Genomic DNA, 16,956 nt, shown 5'->3' on the forward strand with positions numbered 1-16,956 from the left:
CTAATTGACCCTAAGCAGCATCGTAAGCTGATTGAGGTGTCATATAATTAACTGCACTGTGAATCCTTTCTCTGTTGTACCAGGATTCAATATATTCAAATATTGCTTTACTAGCAATATTGAAATCATAATAATGGTGATGATGTACCTCTTCTTTTTTAATCACGGAATGAAAAGATTCTATACAAGCATTATCATACGGATTGCCTTTGCCACTAAATGATTGTATCATATTTTTTCTGGCGATATAGTCCATAAACTGATGGCTTGTATATTGAGTGCCAAGGTCTGTTTGGATGATAATACCCGATGTATCCTCAACATTTAAACAAGCATTTTCTACAGCCTTTATGGCTAAATCACTGGTCATTTTTTGTCCATACGCATAGCCCATTATTTTTTTGCTATAGAGATCCATTACTGAAGCTAAATAAGTCCAACCATCTTTAATCGTATGAATATAGGTGATGTCAGTACACCATTTTTGATTAATTGTATCCGCATCAAATACTTGATTCAAAAGATTTTCACGTTCCATGACAGGTGCTTTTGAAGACAGTGGTTTATACTTCTTGACAACAATAGAACGTATTCCTAAAGAGCTCATATATCTTTGAACTCTTTTTAAACTAACAGATTTTCCATCTTTAAAAGCATTTTGTGAATTTTAGGTGCACCATAGCGTTTTTTGCTTTTATAATATGTTTTCAAAATATCTTCTTGAAGTTGTTGACGCTCAAGTATTCTTTTTGAAGGTACACTAAGTAGAGCTTTATAATAAGTACTTCTAGGAAATTCAACACTTTACATATAAGCTTTACAGTATATTTTTTACGATATTTAGTAATGAATTTGACAAGTTCATTTAGTGTTTTTTTGCGAATATGGCGGTAGCTTTTTTTAATATTTCATTCTCCATCTCAAGTTCAGCAATACGCTTTTTCATTGATTGATAATCTTTAGCGGACATTGTCTCATCCTCAGAAACTTTAATTGGAGAAAGATTATTAATCCACTTATAGATAGTTACTGTTGCTACGCCATACTCACTACTTAATGCCGATACTGATTTGCCAGCATTATACAAATCGACTATTTGTTGTTTGAATTCATCAGAATATCTGTTACCTGTTTTGGACATTGTTTAACACTCCTTTTCTTATGAACATTTTATCGTGTTAAACTTTTCGTGTCCATACTTATATACTAACACCACATAATTATTTTTTTCCACACAATTTATTTGATTGATATACCAGTTGGGACACTAATCATTAATTATCTATTGTTGTAGTGACCATCTTATAATTAATTGAGTCATGATATCATCAGTATGAACCTTATATTTCATCCTTTTTAGATAATATTTCTTTTCATCTCTTGGCAATATGCTACATGCAATAAAATAAGCTCTCTTATTCCATAACTCCATTTTATTCTCTTCTTCTTTTAAGTCTCTAATCCATGATTCTCCACCAGCTATATAACTTGCTAAAATTATTTTTCTTTTTAAGCTTTCAGGAACAGTTCTATAAATATCTATTAATTTATCGATATGGTTTAATTTATTATTCGTTACAAATAAACTTAATAATGAGATTTGAAAGAATTCATTTATTTTAACGATTTCATTATTCAATAATTCTATAATACGATTACCTGTTTTATGCATTATTGTCTTTTCACTACAGCTAACTGCTGAAATAAAATAATGACATATATCACTGATTGCTGGGATTAATCGTTCAAAATTTTCTATTGTTACTTCAATTGCATTGTCAGTACCAACTTGTGAAAGCCTTCTATAGAACCATCTCAGTCTAGAATAATTAGGAAGCTGTTCTTCTAAATATAATTCAACTAGATTTCTTAAAGCTTCTTCTGAAAATTTAGAACGCTCCTCTTCATCGAGATCTTTAATATTAATTTTGGCATATGGATTACCACTTGTTTTTTGGCTTAGGATTGCAAGAATCTCTCTTTCATCATTACTAATTGGGTTATCATTTAACATTTGAAGATATTTATCTTCAAATTCATCTAGCGTAAAAACTCTAGTCTTTTGTTTTTGCATCATAAGACGTTGTTGTTTATCTAACATATTTGCTACTTCATATATTATTTTTGTTGCATCATTTTCTCTGTCACAAAAAATTAAAATATCATCTGAATATCTGCAATATTCATATTTTCTCATTTTAAATCCGCTATCAATTGGAATTAAAGTCATTTCCGCTAATATATGAGCAAAGTGGGGACCGATTGGAATACCCCTTGATACTCCTTGTGTACAAGATTCGAGTAAAGAAATAATTGATTTTTTAGCTTCATTAGGAAATCCACAGCTAATAAGTTGATTCTCAACAATATGATGATATATCTGGTTATAGAAATCTGCAATATCTATATAAATAACAAATTTGTGTTTCTTAGCTTGAGATAAAGAATGCTTCCAAAATTTTTTCCACGCATCATTGTCTTTATATAGCCCTCCGTCTACAGTTGGCGAAAACCTATAACTGAAAACCCTTTTCTCACTCTCTACATCTCTTTTTTCTTCAATTTTTTTACCGAATTGATAGAGTATTGCAGATATCATTATACTATCTATTGGATCTAACTGAGTTGACACTCTATAAGAATATTGTGATTTTGGAATTAAGAATCTTCTGTTAGACTGCCAATTATAATTCCCAATGTCAATTTTAATGAGTTTACTTACGATATCTTCTTCCATATCGCTTATTACTTCTATTTCTTTAGGTCTAGGAAATAAATCAGTATCACTTTCTTTAATATAGATGTTTTATAGCCCATCTTATTGACTGTTCTTCTAATTTCATAATTCCCTCCAATTCCCAGTACATTATAACTATTATAAAGGAACATAGTAATACCCTTTATCTAAGTATATCTAATAGCATTAATACTAGCAATATCTCGTAGATATAATTAATTCTAAATACTTATGAAATACTAAAAAAATATTTGAAATAATTATTGTCGCCTTATTAACCATATGATAAAATTCAACTCCAAAGTTATATAGGATATAGGGGAATTCCTTAGTATAGAGAGCACTATTACCTTAATCACAAGAAAGCTAAATAGTCCCATCACCAGTATGTATAATTTACTGTGCTTAGTTACCGATATGCTATACAATGGTAATTTACACCTATTTATATATAACGGCTATCTTGTATTATGTCTTGTTTATATTAGAGGTTTACTATTATGAATAGTTTTAGAGGGAACGGGCTTAATCTTTACGCATATGTTAAATATTATCTAACATTAACTTTGAGATAACTCTATTCAATCATAATAACTGTCCATTCATCATCATTTAAATTTCCATCTAAATATTCATCATACTTTTCTTTACTTATTCCATATCCAATAACACCTCTAGGACGTGTCACCGCCACATACACCAATTTGGAATATTGCTTAATCCGATTTATTCTTAACTGAGTTGATTTAATTTTATTTTGTCTTTTTTTTATACCATGTGTTTTGCCTTTCGATTTAATACAGTAAATCTCGTCTTCAAGTTGTTTGATTTCATCTATATTTTTTTCTATTAACTCAGAGACATTCTTACCTGCCAATACTTCATGAAGTATATCTGATTCATAATTTGAGTCGTAAAAGGTTTCTAGAAAAAGTGTTGCATCATGTGTTTCACCCTTTACAGAATGAGCACTACATATTTTTGGACTATATCCCATAACATCACAATTTACACATCGTTCCTCTGGATTCTCTGCATTTGTATTGTTCATCGAATTGAATTTGTAACTATCTTCTAATGTTAATTTAGTTATGGATATATGAAACAAAGCTGTAAAACTTATCAAATAGTGATTAAATGCTTTACAAAACTCTTTATTTTGGTTATTGAATAATAACTCACACCACCTAAATAAATATAATCTTAATTTTTGGTACTCTGCAATATTTTCTTCTTTTAAATAGTTTAATAATTTAGTTCTACTTATAATATGTTCATTTATTTTGATTGTAGCTTCATTTAAAATGGTAACTAAATAATCAATCAAATTTCGTGTAATTTCATAATAGCTAATAGAGTTACCTTCTATATATTCATCTTTATTATATTGCATGAGTTCAAAATTTGGGCAATATGAACTAAGTGTAGTTTTCTCTTTATCCTTATGAAATTTCCTCCAAGATATAACTTTAAAATTTATATTATTAATAACTGACTCATTTACAAATACTTTATTTAAGTATTCTGAAAAAGCTTGTATAACACAACATTTCCGTTTTGACTTATCATATACTAACAAAACAGGTTTATAATCCTTAAATCTCGAATTAAGTCCGACTATTTGAATATTATCAATTGAAAATCTTGAAGCCATTTTTGCATTAAGTCTACTTAATCGATTACTTCCATTAATCGTGTATATATTTTTTCTCTCTTGCCAAACACTTCTACCATAAACAATATTATTATATATAGCTTGATTATTGTCTCCAAGTCGCTGATAACAAATATCAGCATTATGATTACATATAAATAGATTTTCTAGTAATTCATATTGATGATTATCCATATCCTGCATTTCATCTACAAAAATGTATTTAAATTTGCTTTGCAAAATACTAGTAATAATAGGGAATTTACTAATATACATAGAAGCTAAATAATATGCATCATCATAATGTAAAATACCCTTTTTAAGTAATGAAATCTTCATGTCTATAAGACCTTTATAGCTTGAAGATTCCTTATTCTTTAGTATAAAACCATCTTCTGTACCACTAATATAATAAACCAAATTACTATTATTATTTAGTCTAATCTTTTTTAATAAATCTATTGGGTCATGTTGGTTTTCTAACCATTTTTTCAATCTATAATTTGATAGATGCTTGTAATAATCTTTTATTGCCTGATAATAGTTTTCCTCATCTATACTTATAATTTTATTTTTACAAATACTTTCATAATATGGTAGGGCTAAGTATTTGTTTACAAAACTTTGGATTGTGCCTATAAAGTTTGGATAAGAAAATAATTTAGGACAATACAATTTAATTTTATCTATTATCTCTTCAACTGCTGTATTCGTATGAGAAATAACTAAAACAGCTTGATTATTTTTAAGAGGTAAGTGTTTTTCTAACACTAATAATTTAGCTAATAGTAATGTTGTTTTGCCACTACCTGGTACTGCCATTAAATCTAGAGTATTAAAATCTCGTATATAAGCACATCTAGATTCATCAAATGACTTACCTTCCCCCAAAAGTATTTGCTCTGAATATTTAATATCTGATTCATTTACTTTTATATTACTTGCTTGCATATATAATCGCCTCAACTATGTGTTTCATTGTATCGTCACTCTCAAGCTGATTTAAATTAATACTTATATCATTTTTCTCTATTGCTGTTGCCAACCTAAATGCAATCTCTGATTTCTTGAGGGATTTTTTAAGTAGCTTTTCTGCAAGTTGATTTTCAAAGTCTGTCCAATTACTTTTATTATGAACGTTTTTAGTAATTCTTCTGAAAGTTTCTCCAATAACAATTGATTTCATCAGACACCATTCTAAAGTCCATTCTTTTGCAATAAAAAGTTTTGCGGGTTCTTCATAATTATTTTGCTTCTGTATAACAGCTTCCTGACAATTAAGTTTGTATATATCATTATTGATTTTGGTGTAAACTTTTTTAGAATTATTAATATCCTCTTGATAAGCTGGCATATCACAATCAGTAATTACAGATATGTGAATTCCCATCTTTCTATTGTCTTTTCTTGAAAAAATTTTATAATAATTTGAAAACCCTAAATTCCCAACATTAATTATGGATACCTCATTATCAACCAAATTATAACCAATTTTGTCAGCTATAACAGGAATAATTAATTCTTCGGACCAACCTTCAACTAAAATTAATCCTTTTGCAAATAGAAGATTTGATTTTGTCACATCTAGAAATTTTTCTAAAAAGACATAATTTCGTTTATCTAAATTTGTAAATTTACTAGAAAGTGCATATGCAAAATTATTTCTACATATTATTTGGTTTTCTAGTGGTACTTTTGAAGCGAGATTAGGACTATGAGATGTTAGTATTAACTGAGTATTTTTCTGTTTGATTAAATTTTTTATTACTTTTAGTTGAACTTGAGGATGAAGGTGTGCCTCAATTTCTTCTATAAGTCCAAGCCTAAGACCTGTCCAATCCTGTTTATTTAAATGTATCAATTCTGAAGCCATAAACAATCTATTTAGTGAACCTAATCCAGGATTATTTATTCCATTTAATGATAACTCTAGACTTTCTAATATTTTTTTGATTTCAGCTTTTGTTGTATCAATAATTGACTCACTATCTTTATTAAAAAACCCCTTGATTGTCTTATCAATGTTGTTTTTTAAAATCTTACCATTTTGGTCAGGTATTAAAGTTTTCCCATTATTGTCTTTACCCTCAAAGTATAATCTAATAGATTTATTAAAACTTTCATATATTTTCAACAAAAGATGCTCATCAACACCCTTAAAAGCTTCATGACCTTGAAAAATTTGAGACAATCGAGAATTTCTTTTTGGTATTAATTCTGATTGTACATCTCTAAGTGGCTTTAAATATGTCACTTTTAAAAACTCTCTAGCTTCAGCAGGTAAAACTTTACCAATTTTATCACTACCTGCTCTTACATCAGATGGTAAAATCTTACCATCTTTTTTATACACCCTATATATTACATTTAATATAGGTTCAAATTCATCACTAAATTCCTCACGACTAAGAAATTCAACAAAATTTTTAGCTTCTTCTTCACTAAGACCTCTAAACTTAAGTTCTATTCTTAACTCATCAGATGACTTGTAAAAATCATTATCAACGATACGTATCCAATCATAGCTTGATGTTTTAAGCACTATTTTTATTGCGTCTATAATTCCAGTCTTACCAGAATCATTTTCACCAATAACTAAATTTAGTCCTTTATTAAAGCATATATCTAAATCTGGCTTATCTAAGTCTAAATCCCCATTTGATCCATATTTTCTAAAATTCCACAACTTCAAATTATATAAATACATCTTCTCACCCTCATTTTATTAATTTTATTAAGTATTGCTATTATTAGATAATCATATGGTATTTGGATTGTTTATAACCTACATCTAAACTTTATAGTTTGTATATTGTGGACCTATTTATAATTTTAACATAATAAGTCTAAAAATCAATAATAATAGTTTATTATATATCATCAATAGTTAGTCACCCAAAGGGCAGTAAAGAAAAAAGAAGTGGGTTGTTCTTTGAAGTTTCTCTGTAGGATTCTTTGAAGTCGTTATTTTCTTCAAGCATTTTAATAAAGCAGAAATATACGTACATTGTATACATAGTATCTAGTATAATAACTCTCTATCCTTTGCCTCATAAGATGGTTCTTGGTTTTTTGCCCCATAAGGAAGACCCTGAAAAGCTTTTCCCACCAAAAGACCTTAGAACCACTTCTGATGCTTACGACCCTAGTGGTCTTCACTGGATGGCTACTGGTTTCAAATGGATAATATGTATATAGAGTGCCTATTACTTAGATAAAAATAAAATCAAAGCAGTGATATGACTGCACCTGTCAAATCCACTGCTTTATAAGTTTTACATATGATTAGTTCATTTAATATACTATTTAGCTCTTATTGAGCAAGCTTATTTTTAAGCTTATTGATTAATTCTAGCTCGTAACTATAATCAACCTTGCATCCAAAATATCCTTGAACTTTGAGAAAAAATTCGTTAGCTGATTCTAATAGCATTTCAAAAAATTCATTCTTTGGAAGAGTTAATTGTGTTGTGGTAGTTGATTCTATAGTGAATAATACTAAATTATTACTAAGGTTTTTAAGCTTTAATTTTATCGGTTGGTCTGGAAAATAAACTTCTGCTTCTTGATTATTTAAGGTATCATTTACTAAATTAACGAGGTATGCCCAAAGTTGATCTATTATGTCCCAATAAGTAAAATCCATCAATATAGTACCATTATATTCTAAGTAGATAACTCCTTCAATATATTCACTCTCAATATCTTTAACGATGGTTTTTATTGTGTTTTCATCATCTAATTCTATAAAAAAACGATTGTAATTATTATTTATTATAGATAAGTCTTCTATTAGTTTATTTGGATATTTTATATAAGAGCTAATATTAAACATAGATTTTACCTCCTTAGTTATTCAGGATAAAATTGTCCCACTCTACCGTTTTTAAATCCAATGACATAATCCGTACCATTATAAGTGCCTTTAATTTGATACATGCCTTTTGTTCCTTTATTAATCAAAGTATCTCTATTTTGCTTCATAATATCATGAATTGCATCAGAAACATCATCTACACTCATATTTTTATCAAAAAAACTTTGAGCCTTCTTAATTGAACCATCCCAAAAGCTTGGATGATGCCGTTCCAAGATATGCTTCATTCCACTTTTATCAAGTAGAAATGTTTTGTCGCCAAAGAGCATTTTCTTACCTTTAAAATCAGATAAAGCATTTATAACTGCATCAGGGTTAGCTTTTTTTAGCCCAACGATATTTTTATTTTTCTTAAAAACATTAAGTACGTCACTACCATTCTTAGCACCTTTTTTAATAGCTATATCAACTGCTTCTGGAGTTATGACCATTGCAGCTAATAACCATCTATTAATTTTATCACCAGTTATTGAATCTTCACCTTTGACAAAATCAACAAGGTCTTTTACTATATCTGCTGGTGTGAAGCCAATAAGAATAGAAGTCCAATCTTTAAAGGAAATATATGTTTTATTAGCATTACCAAAAGTTTCCCACTCTTCAATAGTATCAAACCAGTAGCCCTTATATTTTTCGCCACCAAAAGTTAATTCTTTTATCTCTACTATAAATGGCTGTCCATTATTAGCAAATATAATAACATTATCGCCTATATCATATTGTGAGAATTGGTTTTCTATGTACTCGGATTCTGTACTACCATTGGATGACTGTCCACAATTACCACTTGGGTCTATATAGTTTACAGGGTTGTTCTTTACGTATGCATAAAGGTTCAGTCCATCCCCTCTAAAACTATCCTCCTGCGTAAACCTCCCAATCCTAGGATCATAATACCTAGCCCTCAAATAATACTGCCCTGTAATACTATCCAACTGTTCACCAGCATAAGTATACCTATTCGTTACAAGCTGCTCCCTAGATGTAATATTACCATAAGCATCATAGGTGTAGTTATTAAGCATCTTCCCTAACTGATTAGTAATACTTGTAACATCACCATGGCTATTGTGTTGATAATAGTAGGGTTCTCCACTGGCGTCTTTCGAAGCAATTAATCTGTCCCCTATAAAATTAGAGCTTTTAACCTCACCATGTGAAGTATATTCACTAATGACTTGTCCATTTGTATAGGTAAAACCTGTATATACACCATTTTCCTCAATAGCTGTTCTAAGTCTACTTACCGTGTAATAGTTATTTTGATAACTGCCATCTGGGTTCGTTACATTTGTTAGACGGTTATAACCATCATAGGCATAGAAAATTGTGCCTGTTTTCTCGTTAACGGCTTGGAGTAGATTGCCATTATCGTCATAATTGTATGTGGTTATTATATCATTTTGAGTAGACTTTGTTAATTGATTTAGTGCATTATACTTATATTGTGTTGTTGTTTGATTAGGTATTCCAGAGTTAGTAGCTTCTGTGAATACTTTCTGAGTTCTGTTGCCTGCTATATCGTAACGATATGTTTCCTCCATATTATTAGGATAGATAACATTCGTTAATTGGTTTAACTGATCATATGTATAGGTTGTTCTTTGTCCATTTTCTTGTTTCTCTGTTATATTGCCATTTAAATCATACTGATATAAATAAGTGTTTAGGTTTTTACCATCTTTTGTATGAGATAATTGGGATATTTGATTGTCTTTATTATAGTTATACTTAACGTTTACTTGATTATGATAAGCAATATTATCTAATTGATTATGGTTATAGTTATAAGTGGCTAATGTGCTGTTCTTATCATGTATCGACTTTAGCCTTGATTGCACATCATAATGATATCTCATGATGTTATTATCTTTATCTGTGATTGTTTCAACTTGGTTGTTATTATTGTACGTATAACTTAATAAGTTTTCGTTGTTATAGCTTTGATTTGCTAGGAGTCCATTAGATGTATACCCATAACCTTCTATACCCTGATTACTAATGGTAGCAAATAACCTACCCATATGATTGTATAGATAATGTTGGTCTTCACTTAGTCCTTGAATACTTTTATGGATTAGGTTGTGGTCGCTATTATATTGATAGTTAATAACTTGACCCAATCTATCGACTTCTTTGACAACCCTTCCTTCTCTATCATATAGAAAGTGTATTTCTTGCCCCATAGGGTCTATAATTGATGCTAATTTGTTCATGCTATTATAGTGGTATCTTGTTGTATTACCTTTAGGGTCTGTGGAAGATGTCACGTTCCCTGCATAATCATAAGTGTATGTTGAGATGTTACCAGCTGCATCGGTTATACTCTCAGCTCTACCCCATAAGTCTCTAATGTACTTTGTGGTGTTTCCTTTTGCATCTATTATCGATAAGATATTATCTTGTGCATCATAGGTATATTGAACATTCGCTTTGCCTTGCTCTTGAGCTTCTGGTGATATAATATGAATTAATCTACCACCAATATCATAGACATATTCTGTTTTGTATCGACTTTCATCTGTAGCTCCAGATGCATAGCCTCCTGGATCTATTTGCTTGATTAGGCGACCTTTTCTATCGTATATGTTTTTCTGAAGAACTTTATTTTCTTCATCCTGAATACGTATTAAGCGTCCAAGATAATCGTATTGGTAGGTTGTTGCTGGTCCATCATTAGTGGTTGTATTATAGTTTTCTGGCTTGATTTCTTTAACCAGGTTACCTTCTTCATCATACTGATAGCCGTATGTATTGCCTTCTTTGTCTGTAAGCTTGGTTAAATTATTTTGGACATCATAAGCATAGATGATTGAGCCTTCACTATCGGTTTCTTTAATTAAGTTACCTGCTTTGTCATAGTTATATATCTTTTCTCTTATGACTTTTTCAGTGCCTTTTACATAGTCATTATAAATGATTTTATTCTTAACTTGGCTCATGCCTACTCGGTCAAATGTTGCACTCTTATCGTTATCAAGCCAATCACTTATATATTGTAAATCTGTCGTGTCCACATTGCCATCATTATTGGTATCGTATGTGTATTTGAATTGTGGTAATGTGCCGTCTTGTTGAAATTGTTTTGCGGCTAGTGATAAATCGTTTATTTCTACCTGATGATTGACATTATAATCAGGACCTAACATGTTTAATCGTTGACCTGATAGTTCTGTGAACTTTTTCTGATTACCGTCTTCTACATAATAGCTGCCCTCATCAAATGTAATATATCCCAGACCCATTACCTGACTTTTAGTCTTAAGCCGTAACGATAGAATATTTGTTTTACCGGTAGCATAAGCATTGTTACTATCAATACTTATACGTCCTGTTGTACTTGTATCAACGGTAATATTTTCATTTTGTTGATCTACATCTACCAATTCAAAAATCCTAGCGTCATATAAAATATTAAAATGTACAGCTGATAATGACTTATCTGTATCAACTTTTAAGTCATAGGTATAGATATTGTTTTCATAAATTTTATTTTTTGGTGAATAGATGCTGGCTTTTACATGGGTAGCGTTTAACCAATCTTTATCAACTTCTTCTTTTGTTTTTATTAATTGATTATTGGCATTGTAGGTAAAATTGGTCTTGTACCCAAGGGGGCTTACGACTTGAATGAGATTGCCATTCTTATCATATGCATATGTGGTAATTGCTTCTTCAACCTCTTGAGCACTGCCATCTATATCTTTCCCTTGTATGACTTGTATTTCTTTCACTAGCCTACCTAATTTATCATAGGCATAGCGTTTGATACGAGATGTATCATCATTAATCATGGATTCTTCTTTAATGAGCTGTGATAATTGATTGTAGTCATATTGTGTGCTAGCCCCTGTAGAATCTATAACACTGATGATTTGATTATTATTATTGTACGTGTAATAGATAATATTATAAACGTCAGCATCACCGGTTTGTGTCACATAATCATTGGATTTAAACTCTTTTGTAATTCGTCCTAAAAGGTCATACTCATACTTGGTTAAACGGTAATATGTAATACCATTTTCCTTTTTTAATGGTTGGCGTTTTTCTAAAAGCCATCCTGCTTTATTGTATGTATATAAGGTTTCATACCCTTCATGATCGATACTTTTAATGAGTTGTCCTATCTCATCAAAGATATTTTGGGTTAAAGTTTGCCCATCTTTATCTTGCACCGATACCAGTCGATTTAATGCATCATATGTATAACTAAGACTTTCTCCATTATCGGAGGCTTCTTGATAGTTATTGGGTGTGATAACACGGAGCATATTGCCCACGGCATCGTATTTCATCCTAGATTGTTGTCCTGATGGGTTAATGGTTTTCATTAACCGCTGATTATAATCATAGATGAAGCGTTGACCTTCTCCATCCTGGGTCGTTTCATTGTAGGTATTAGGGTTAATGGCTTTTATCACTTTACCTGCCGCATTATAGTGATTAATACCAATAATATGACCCATAGCATCTGTTGTATGAATGCGGTTATTCATTGCATTATAATGATGTATTTCACCTATGCCATCATCCTGTGTGCTGTCGTATTCATTGGGACGTATGGTTTTGATGACATTGCCCATACTGTCGTATTTGATTCTTGTGACGTTGCCATAAGGATCTGTAATTTTAGTAATGTTATTCATGTCATCATAAGCATAAGTAAGGGTTGTATCACTTTTTGTTATGGTTTTTACTCTGTTAGCGGTATCGTAGGTATATGTTGATGTATGACCCTCTGCATCTGTGATAGTGATAGGTAGTGGGCTGTTATCACTATAGGTATACCTAATCACCTGACCCATGGGATTGGTTTCGGATAATTTTCTCCCTTGTTGGTCATAGGTGTAAGTGGTTGTTGCCATTTGCTGATCATCAATTGGTTCATTAACTGTTAAAAGGTTACCCTTATCGTCGTATGTAAATGTTTGTGCCACTTGATTAGGTAATTGGATTTTAATAAGTTTATCCTTATCGTTATAGAACATATTTGTTTCATAATTAAAAGGTTGAGGTGAAATGGTTTTAATTAAATTGTTGCGGTCATCGTATTCAAATATTGAGACATGGCCGTTTCTATTTCTAACCGATGTTTTATTACCATTATCATCGTAAGTATATGCTTCATAAGTTCCATCTTCATATATTTTTTTGGTAATTAGGTATTTATTATTGTACTCGTACGTAACTTTTTCGCCAGTCTCTGTATTATGGTAACTGTTTGTTTTATTGACCATGTCATAATGATAGTTTATGATACCGCCATTGCCATCTATTTGTTTGATAACTCTTCCAATATCATCATAATCATTTCGTAATACAACATGCCCTTTTTTGTCAATGATGGTGATGATACGGTTATCTTCATATGCATATTGGGTAGATTCACCTGTTGAATCTGTTACTTTTTCTAGCATACCCATATCATTATAATCGTACGTAACACTTCTACCTGTAGAATCATTTATAGATTGAATGTTATTCTGGTTATAGTGAATATCTAGGTACGTATTTGCTCCACCATCTACTTTAATTAATCTTTTATTGTTATCATAGATGAGGTCTGTTACATTGCCATTTGGGTCAATAATTTTATGGAGTTTAGAATCTGTACCAAATAGATATTGTTGCTTATTTCGTAGCGTAAGTACATAGGTCCCATCATTTTCTTTCTTTAAATCATCATAAACACCTGGCATACTTTTATAGTTATCTTGGGTATCATCGTATAAAAATAGATTTCCCCGTCCGCTGGGATAGATAACCCTGATGTTTTGGCTATTGGGTAATTGTTCTATGTAACTGTCGTAATGAAATCGCCATGATTTGCCTAAGCTGGTTTCTCTGTCATCTAATGAATTATAGTATCGACTTGCTTGCAAGGTTGAACCCATACTTAAGATGGATAAATCTGTGTAGTGTGCGTAGAGATTACCCGTGATGATGTTGACAGGGTCTGCTACATAAGCGTCTTTATTCAATATACCCAAATTATTCAAGTGCATGTCTTTTGTGATTTTTGTAACCACATATTTAGCTTTATAGGTGTAGATATATTGCTCCGCTACTAAATCACCTTCATATTCTGCAATATGAATCGTATGATTTCCTGGCTTTTCTTGTTTTGTCTCATAGATTGCCTTATATCTTGCATAGTAAGTTTTCTCGGTTTTGTAGCTGCCATCTGGATTATCTGTACGTATCTCATCATCTTCTTTTACATGATCTTTGATAAATAATAGCTTCCCATGGTCTTCCGTTAAAGCATAAAAGCTGGGATGATTGCCTACCCCATCCCATGAATATTCGGGTTGCCCAATCTGTACTCCATTTGCATCAAAATGACGGGTTACTGTATTCTCAATGTATTCGGATAATATTTCATTCTGTTTAAATACCAATCCATCTACCTGTTCCTTAATTTCTTGGTCTATCAGTAGTAATTTACCAGAATATGTACTACTTCCATCTTCATTAGGTAGGATTCTATAATAGGGATACTCCTGTAATGGTTCGTCTACACCAAAATTAACTTTTACATTCTGATCCTTCAAAGTTTGGGTGATGATTTCCACTTTATCAATTTCTGGATCGCCTGTCATTTCTTTAATAGTTATCGTATCACCATCGATGGTTTTTACATATTTTAAAATCTTATTCTTACTTGTTGTTGTTTCTTCTTTTACTTCTTCTTGACTCTCATATACCCCTGGCGGCACTGCAACATCAGCATATGAGAAACTATGTATCATATAAAACGTTACTATCATAGCGATTATACAACTACCATATTTAATGTGTTTTATCATACGTAACATACCTCTCATTCTAGTAGAGTGAAGGCATATCTAGGTCATAGATGTCTGCTATGTCTAGTATATGTCCTGTTGCATCTACGATGTTGATTTTTTTAATATCAATCTGCGTACTTTCTAACGTGTTTAACTGAAGCTTGATTTTATATAACTGGGTTAAGTTTGTTATCTGCTGTTTGTTACCAGTTAAGGATGCAAGGATATAGATACGTCCGTTATCATCTAAGTTTAGGTATTGGTAAGTATTATTATGAGATGAGAAAATTACCCTGTTAATATCTTCACTGGCTATATGAATATGCTCTTCGTTATAGAGGGCTTCTATCTCAACGGTATAGATATCCTCTATATGTTTTGTCATGATATAAAGATCAATGGTCTCATAGTTATCCTCATCTTTTATCCGCTCTCCTATATAGGCATATGCTGATGGTTGGTTGGCATATTTTATATAGGTTTTAAAGGTCGTCCACTGAGTTACACCATTATTTGTTATGCCTCTTACACGTATATGATACACTTTATTCTCTTTGATTTTATCCAAGGTATAAGTGTTCTTAAAACCAGTCTGAATGGATTCGCCGTTTATCTCTACATCATATAAAGTCATTTCATCCATTTTGTCCCATGATAGGTTAAGGGTATCACTGGATTCTTGTAGGATAAAATTCGTTGGTGCTGGATCTCTTTTAATATAGGCTTTTTCAACACTGCTAAGTGCCAGTGCTTCGTTTGAGCCACCTATAACATAGAGCTGGTCCTTTATAAGAGCAGCACCTAATGCATAACGTTCTTCCATAAGATTGTTTTGCGTAATAAATCGATTATCCATGGGATTATAGTGTTCAATGGTGTTAAATGGTGTGGTGTTGTAACCACCTATAATCATGATGCGATTGTTCATACCCATGGCATCAAAGGCATATCGCCCTATCGGCATCTGACCTTTTTTTGTCCACGTATGTGTTGCTATATCATAAGTTTCAATATCACCTAAAACAAATCCGTTGTAGCCGCCCATGGCATATATTTTATTGTCATACAGGACAGCTGCTAATTGACTTCTTTTTGTTGGCATAGCTTCAATGGTTGTCCATGATTGGGTTGCTATATCATAAACTTCAACCGTATCTAACGATTTAGCTTCTTGATTATAGCCGCCAAGAACGTAGATTTTGTTATGCTGTACAATAGATGCTGCGCCACTACGTTTTGTGGGCATGGGTGTTATATTGCTCCAAGTATCGTGGGTAAGATCATAGACATCAATGGTACCTAGTTCTTGATCTGTTTGGTTATAGCCCCCTATAACATAGATTTTGTTTTCATGGGCTACAACAGCTGGTTGTAAGCGGGTTGTAGGGAGTGATGTTATAATATCCCAATGGTTAGCCTCGTGGTCAAAGGTCTCTATTGTGTCAACATAACCTTGACCATAGCCACCGATGATAAAAATTTTGTCATCTACGGTAATGGTTTTGAATCCATATCGAGGTTGTATGAGCTCTTGACTAACTTTCAGGGTGTTTAATGTTGTCAACTTAGGATTGGATGTTTTTTGTGTGATGATAGGGCTCCAATCGCTAGTACCTGAAGATGTTGTCACTCTTACTCTATACTCATGTGTTGTTAACGGTAAGAGGTAATCATGTTCAAATATTGTATAATGATGATTATCAATGATGACACCATCTACTTCTATTTCATAAGCGATTGCATCATGAACAGCATCCCATGAAATGACAATACGATTATCATTTGCAGTTGTTAAGATGTTCGTAGGGGGTATGGTTGATGCATAGGCTGCTAACGTAAAACATTTTATAGTAAGCAGTAGAATGACGAAGTACTTTAACTTTTTCAAATTCCT

6 protein-coding genes and 1 pseudogene are annotated in these 16,956 nt (G+C 31.6%); all 7 read right to left on the bottom strand.

The annotated features are described in order from the left end of the window. Window positions 1-10 precede the first annotated feature (10 nt). A pseudogene (locus HZI73_RS26840) lies at window positions 11-1,141 on the bottom strand (IS3 family transposase). 141 nt (window positions 1,142-1,282) lie between these two features. Further along, window positions 1,283-2,737 (bottom strand): RNA-directed DNA polymerase, encoded by a 1,455-nt coding sequence (locus HZI73_RS00565; protein ID WP_212696350.1) that lies wholly within the window; start codon window positions 2,735-2,737, stop codon window positions 1,283-1,285. Between the two features lie 577 nt (window positions 2,738-3,314). Then, window positions 3,315-5,342 (bottom strand): UvrD-helicase domain-containing protein, encoded by a 2,028-nt coding sequence (locus HZI73_RS00570; RefSeq protein WP_212696351.1) that lies wholly within the window; start codon window positions 5,340-5,342, stop codon window positions 3,315-3,317. Then, window positions 5,329-7,098, bottom strand: coding sequence for an ATP-dependent nuclease (locus HZI73_RS00575; RefSeq protein ID WP_212696352.1), 1,770 nt, complete (start codon window positions 7,096-7,098; stop codon window positions 5,329-5,331). Before HZI73_RS00575 ends, HZI73_RS00570 begins: the two co-directional genes overlap by 14 nt. 606 nt (window positions 7,099-7,704) lie before the next feature. Next, window positions 7,705-8,226 (bottom strand): hypothetical protein, encoded by a 522-nt coding sequence (locus HZI73_RS00580; protein WP_212696353.1) that lies wholly within the window; start codon window positions 8,224-8,226, stop codon window positions 7,705-7,707. A 17-nt stretch (window positions 8,227-8,243) separates the two neighbouring features. Next, entirely contained in the window at window positions 8,244-15,041 is a 6,798-nt protein-coding gene (locus tag HZI73_RS00585) for an RHS repeat-associated core domain-containing protein (RefSeq protein WP_212696354.1), read from the bottom strand. Between the two features lie 58 nt (window positions 15,042-15,099). After that, the gene (locus HZI73_RS00590; RefSeq protein ID WP_212696355.1) at window positions 15,100-16,950 is read right to left on the bottom strand and encodes a Kelch repeat-containing protein; all 1,851 of its coding nucleotides are present in this window, start codon (window positions 16,948-16,950) and stop codon (window positions 15,100-15,102) included. Window positions 16,951-16,956: the final 6 nt, after the last annotated feature.

The sequence above is a fragment of the Vallitalea pronyensis genome, from assembly GCF_018141445.1.
Taxonomy (GTDB): Bacteria; Bacillota; Clostridia; order Lachnospirales; family Vallitaleaceae; genus Vallitalea; species Vallitalea pronyensis.

Bases quoted from the DNA above. Each gene is read 5' to 3' on its own strand.
- HZI73_RS00565 (WP_212696350.1), bottom strand. From the start codon at position 2,737: ATGGAAGAAGATATCGTAAGTAAACTCATTAAAATTGACATTGGGAAT.
- HZI73_RS00570 (WP_212696351.1), bottom strand. From the start codon at position 5,342: ATGCAAGCAAGTAATATAAAAGTAAATGAATCAGATATTAAATATTCA.
- HZI73_RS00575 (WP_212696352.1), bottom strand. From the start codon at position 7,098: ATGTATTTATATAATTTGAAGTTGTGGAATTTTAGAAAATATGGATCA.
- HZI73_RS00580 (WP_212696353.1), bottom strand. From the start codon at position 8,226: ATGTTTAATATTAGCTCTTATATAAAATATCCAAATAAACTAATAGAA.
- HZI73_RS00585 (WP_212696354.1), bottom strand. From the start codon at position 15,041: ATGATAGTAACGTTTTATATGATACATAGTTTCTCATATGCTGATGTT.